This window comes from Elstera sp. (assembly GCF_044372965.1).
Taxonomy (GTDB): domain Bacteria; phylum Pseudomonadota; class Alphaproteobacteria; order Elsterales; family Elsteraceae; genus Elstera.
Window position 1 is genome coordinate 1 of record NZ_JBILQX010000210.1, and the last position, 5,447, is coordinate 5,447.

Genomic DNA, 5,447 nt, shown 5'->3' on the forward strand with positions numbered 1-5,447 from the left:
AGGTGTCGGTGCGCTGCACCCAATTGACGAGACGCCCGAGGCTGGGCGTTGCGATTTCAACCTGGTCGCCGAGTTCATGGGTAAACCCTTGTCCCGGCGCGCGGCGGTCTTTGGTCGGGGCGAACAAAGTGCCGCAGAAGAGTACGGCCCCGTCGGGATATTGATGGTGGGCGTTCAGCAGTTGCCCCGCCAGACTTTCCGGCGGGCGGCTGATGGCCTCCATCCGGCTTTCGCCTTCCATCACAAACCCGTCGTCGCCTGTAACGCGCAGAGTCAGGTGCAGCGTCTTGACCGTCTCCAGCGAGAAAGCCCCGTCGAACAGCCGAATGAACGGCCCTAACGCGCAGGAGGCATTATTATCCTTGGCCTTGCCGAGCAGCAGCGCCGAACGCCCCTCTACATCGCGCAGGTTAACGTCGTTCCCCAAGGTCGCGCCGATAATCTGCCCGCCGGACGTTAGAACCAGCACAACTTCGGGCTCCGGGTTGTTCCAGTTGGAAATCGGGTGAATACCAACCCGCGCACCGCAGCCCACCGCCGCCATTGGCTGCGCCTTCGTGAAAATCTCGGCGTCCGGGCCGATACCGACCTCAAGATACTGCGACCATAGTCCCAAATCTTGCAGCGCCGCCTTCACCGCCGCCGCGCGTTCGGACCCGGCGACCAGCCCGCGCAAATTATCGCCCAGGATCGGGGCGAGCCGAACGCGGATTTCCTGCGCGCGGGCGGGGTCGCCCTTGGCCTGCTCTTCGATGACCCGTTCCAGCATGCTGTCGGCAAAGGTTACGCCCGCCGCCTTCACCGCCTGTAAATCGACGGGCGCGAGCAATTGCCCCGCCGCTCCCGCGAGATAATCGTCGAGGTTGCCAAGATCGGGAAAATCCACCCGGTCCCGCAAGACCGCTGGAAGATCGGGAAGCTCCAGCAAGCCCGAAACCGTCGGTGCCAGCGCGGACACATCCAGCAACCGCCCACCGCGCACCAGCACGGGGCACGGCCCAGCCTCGGCCAGCGACCAAACCCGCCCGATCAGCAAGGCACGCTCGGCATCCTCGGGCAGAATTTCAGCAGCGGTGAGCGACATGGGATTTCCTCCAAAACCGGCGCTGGCACCACCTGCGACGGCGGCCTAACGCTTCCTTAATTTGTCGGACAATATAGCTGATTTGGCGCGCTAAACGCAAACGGCCCGATCTGCTGCCAGATCGGGCCGTGGCTTTTAAGATCGTGTCTGAAGGTTACGGTTGGCGCACGCGGCCTTCCAATTTCGCCTGAACCGGGGAGTTCTTGGCGATATAGGCGGCAACGCTATCTTCCAAATTCGGGCCAAAGTCATAGGCATCGACGGCATTGGTCTTGAAGACTGTGTAGCCATCGCCGCCCCGACGCATGAAGTCGTTGGTGGCAACGTTATAAACCGCGTTCGGGTCAAGCGGCTGGAAGCTGCCGTTACGCTTCACCTCGACCGAAACAATGCGGCTGCCCGCAGGTTTTTTCGGGTCCCAGCTATAGCGCAGGTTGGAGGAGACCTGCGGGAAGCGGCCTTGGTTTTCTTCAACCTTCGACACGCCGTTCTCCAGCGCCGCTACCACGTCCGAGCCCTTCAGCTTCATCGTAGCGATAGTGTTCTGGAACGGCAGCACGGTGAGGACATGGCCAAGCGTTACCGGGCCTTCACCGATGGAGGCGCGCACGCCACCGCCGTTTTGAATGGCAAACTCGGTGCCTTTTGAGGCGGTGGACCAGACCAGCGCATCGGCCACCAGATTGCCCATCAGGCATTCGCCCTTACGGCAGGTGCTGGCATCGAGCGCAACGCCGGAGGTGCCAACCGGCTTATTCTTCATCTCCGTAATCGGCGCGTCGAACTTATTAATTTCGCTGCGAATGGCTTTATCTTCGGCAACCGAAGCATCAAGCAAAATCGGCTCGCCCTCGTAAGAAGAAACCACGCCTTTCGCATCGAAGGTCACATCGAGACGGCCCAAATATTGGGTATAAGCCGCCGCCGTCACAATCAGTGTGCGCCCGGCCTTGCCGTTCACGACGATGGGATAGGGGCCTTCGGCTTCCTTGATCTTATTCGACAGCAGCGTGTGGGAATGGCCACCAACGATAATATCGATCCCCTCGACATTCTTGGCGATTTCCTGATCGCGAATCCAGCCGCTATGGGTGAGCGCGATAATTTTATCGATCCCGAGACTTTTCAGTTCCGCCACCGCTTTTTTCAGCGGGGCGTCTTCATGATTAAAGCTAACAGTCGGCCCTGGTGAAGAGGTGATGGGGGTATCATCGGTGGTGGCCCCGATAATGCCGATCTTCTGGCCGCCGCGTTCGATAATCGTATAGGGCTGGAACAGGCCCTGAAGGCGCGGCTCCTTACTGACATCGACATTCACCGACAGAACCGGGAACTTCGTGCCCTTCAAGAAATCGGCCAGCACGCCGGGGCCATCGTCGAACTCGTGATTGCCGAGCGACATGGCGTCGACATCGAGCAGATTCACCGCCACCAAATCGGCCTTGCCTTTATACACGGTGTAGAACAGCGAGCCCTGAAACTGGTCGCCCGCGTGCAAAAACACCGAATGCCCGCCCGCTGCCCGCGCCTGTTTGGCGATTTCCTGGGCCTGATAGCCGATGCGGGCGACGCCGCCGAAGCACTTCTTCTCTTCCTCTTCCTTCGGTGAACAGGTCGTGCCGAAACGATTGATCGGCAACAGGCGCGAGTGAATATCATTGACGTGCAGAATCGTCAGTTTCAGCGGGGCCGGGGCTTGGGCGAATGCCCCCGCCGACAGGAGGGCTGCGACCGAGACGGTCAATAGGGAGGTGCGGGTGAACAGCATGGCGACGGTCAGTCCTTCATCAGGTTTCGTCCAATCTCACCACTCTATAGCCAGAATCGATGACGCCTCAATGATCGGCTATCCATTTTATACGGGTAAAGATTTTTTTCCGTCTCCCCGCATCCCCCTGTAACCTCACCGCCGTAAAGATCGAACTAGAGCCAAGACGGTGCCATCCCGTCGAGACTATGCGCTGTGGCGGTCCAACCGCCCCTTTTTGGGAGAGAATCATGAGCGTTCCGATGTCCAAGAAAAGCTTAGGCGTTGCTTCCATCGCCGGAGCGGTCGCCATGGCCGCCGTTGCCTTCGCCGCAACGCCCGCCGCCGCCCAAGCGAAAGAAAAATGCTACGGCATCGCTAAGGCCGGGCAAAACGATTGCCAGACCGCGAGCAGTTCCTGCGCGGGGACCTCGAAGGTCGATAATCAGCCGGACGCGTGGAAATATGTCCCCGCCGGAAGCTGCGCCGGTGCCGGGGGCGCCTTGCAACCGAAAAAGGCGTAACGCTTCATTCGGAAGGGGGGCGCGGCATGATCGATCTTGCGCTTGCGCTCCCTCTTTCCTCCGGCGCGGCACTGGCCCCAACGGCACTGGCCCCAACGGCGGTGGGCCTCGGGCTGCGGGCTGAACACCACTCGGATTTCGCCGCGTTTTTGGCGCAACCGACGGCCTTGCCCGTCGATTTTCTCGAAATCCACGCTGAAAACTACCTGCATCCTGGTAGCCCGGCGCAGGGCTTGGTGCTGGCCTTAGCCGAGCGCCTCCCGATCAGCCTGCATAGCGTTGGCCTATCGCTCGGCTCGGCAGAAGGTGTGGATGAAATCCATCTCGCGCGTATTGCCGAACTGGCAGAAGCCTGTTCGCCGGTGCTCATATCCGATCATCTGGCCTGGTGCCGGGTGGGCGGGCGGTATTTGAACGATCTTCTCCCCCTTCCCTACACATCGGACGCTTTGGATGTTCTGGTAGAGAATATCGACCGAGTGCAAACCCGCCTCGGGCGGAAGCTTCTGCTGGAAAACCCCTCGACCTATGTCGGTTTCACTGCGTCCGATTGGCCGGAGGGTGCGTTTATCGCCGAGGTGCTGCGCCGAACCGGCTGCGGGCTGCTGCTGGATGTGAATAACATCTATGTCTCAGCACAGAATCAGGGCGTGCCGCCGGAAGACTGGCTAGCTGCCTACCCCCTGGCCACCGCCGAGGAAATCCATCTGGCGGGCCATACGCGCCGCGATGGACCCGAGGGGGTGATCTTGATCGATACCCACGCCGCCCCCGTCGCCCCGGCTGTTTGGCAGCTTTACGAGTCGGTTCTCAGTCAAATCGGCCCGCGCCCAACGCTCATCGAATGGGACGCCGATTTACCGGAGCTGGCGATACTGCTCGCCGAGGCCGAGGCCGCGCGCCAGCGGATGCCCGTATGAGCCTCGCCGCGCAGCAAGCGGGTTTCGCCGCCTATCTTTTGGGAGAGAGCGATACCCCGCCCCCCGGTTTGCACGCCCCCGAACGCGCCCAGATTTACCGGAACAATGTTCGCCTCTCGCTCACCGCAGCCCTGGCGGCGAATTTTCCCGTGACGGCGAAGCTGGTTGGGGAAGAGTATTTCGCCCAAGTCGCCCGGCATTTTTTACGTGCCTATCCGCCCTCCCAGCCCGATATGGCGCGCTATGGGGCCGATTTCCCGGCCTTCCTTGGCACGGCCCCCGGTATGGCCGATTTCCCCTATGTGCCGGAGGTGGCAAGAGTGGAGCGCGCGATGATCGACGCCCTGCTCGCTCCCGCTGCGCCCCCGCTCGCCGCCTCGGATTTTGCCGCCGTGCCGGAAGCAAGTTTCGCCGACTTGCGCTTCAGCGCCCATCCAAGCACGCGGCTGATCCAATCGGCTTTCGCGGTCGCCGACCTCTGGCAGGCCCATCAAGCCACCAACACGCCCGATCTCTCAGGCATGGCCCTCGATAGGCCCCAGAGCCTTGTTTTAACCCGTCCCGACGTGCGGGTGGAATGGCAGGTTCTCGCCCCCGACGACGCCCGCTTTCTAAGCGCGCTCCTTGCCGGAGCCAGCATTGCCGAGGCCGTGGCGGACGAGCCGGAGGGTTTTGATCTCACCGACGCCCTGCTCGGCCTTTTGCGCGCCAGTGTGTTTACCCGCCTTCAGTCTTGAACAAATCCTACGATAGAAGAGGCCTCACTCATGCTCACCCCTTTGCTTGCCGGAGCCCGCGCGGCCCGAACTCTGGCGGAACGCCATTTAACCGCCCCGCTCGATCTACTCGGGCGTTGGATGATCGCTGAGATTTTCTTTCGTTCGGGCTTGGTGAAACTTGCCTCGTATGAAACGACGGTGGACCTCTTCCGCGACGAGTATAAAACGCCGTTTTTTAGCCCGGAAATCGCGGCCCTGCTCGCCACTGCCACGGAGCTGACCATGCCGGTCTTGCTCCTTCTCGGGCTCTTCACCCGCCTTGCCGCAATTCCGTTACTTGCCATGACGGCCATGATCCAGTTTACCTACTTCTATCACAGCGAGCATTATTTTTGGGCCTTCGTTCTGCTGATGCTCATGGTGCGCGGGCCGGGGGCTTGGTCGGTTGATTAT

General features: G+C 61.0%; 6 protein-coding genes. 4 read left to right on the forward strand and 2 right to left on the reverse strand.

Going from position 1 to position 5,447, the window contains the following annotated elements; genetic code table 11:
• Together ACIQ36_RS17855 and ACIQ36_RS17860 are read right to left on the reverse strand one after the other, a co-directional pair.
• Positions 1-1,084 (reverse strand): fumarylacetoacetate hydrolase family protein (locus ACIQ36_RS17855; RefSeq protein WP_395831825.1); only part of this gene is annotated, 1,084 nt, incomplete at its 3' end.
• Positions 1,085-1,238: 154 nt separating this feature from the next.
• The gene (locus tag ACIQ36_RS17860; protein WP_395831826.1) at positions 1,239-2,852 is read right to left on the reverse strand and encodes a bifunctional metallophosphatase/5'-nucleotidase; all 1,614 of its coding nucleotides are present in this window, start codon (positions 2,850-2,852) and stop codon (positions 1,239-1,241) included.
• Between the two features lie 230 nt (positions 2,853-3,082).
• Between ACIQ36_RS17860 and ACIQ36_RS17865 the strand changes: the two genes are divergently transcribed.
• From ACIQ36_RS17865 to ACIQ36_RS17880, 4 genes are all read left to right on the forward strand, one after another.
• Positions 3,083-3,355: a DUF2282 domain-containing protein gene (locus ACIQ36_RS17865; RefSeq protein WP_395831828.1), complete on the forward strand. Its 273-nt coding sequence runs from the start codon at positions 3,083-3,085 to the stop codon at positions 3,353-3,355.
• Between the two features lie 26 nt (positions 3,356-3,381).
• The gene (locus tag ACIQ36_RS17870) at positions 3,382-4,275 is read left to right on the forward strand and encodes a DUF692 domain-containing protein (protein ID WP_395831830.1); all 894 of its coding nucleotides are present in this window, start codon (positions 3,382-3,384) and stop codon (positions 4,273-4,275) included.
• Positions 4,272-5,012 carry a DUF2063 domain-containing protein gene (locus ACIQ36_RS17875; protein WP_395831832.1) on the forward strand — a complete coding sequence of 247 codons (741 nt, stop codon included), beginning with the start codon at positions 4,272-4,274 and terminating at the stop codon, positions 5,010-5,012. The genes ACIQ36_RS17870 and ACIQ36_RS17875 overlap by 4 nt, the downstream gene beginning before the upstream one ends.
• 30 nt (positions 5,013-5,042) lie before the next feature.
• Positions 5,043-5,447 (forward strand): DoxX family protein (locus ACIQ36_RS17880; protein ID WP_395831834.1); only part of this gene is annotated, 405 nt, incomplete at its 3' end.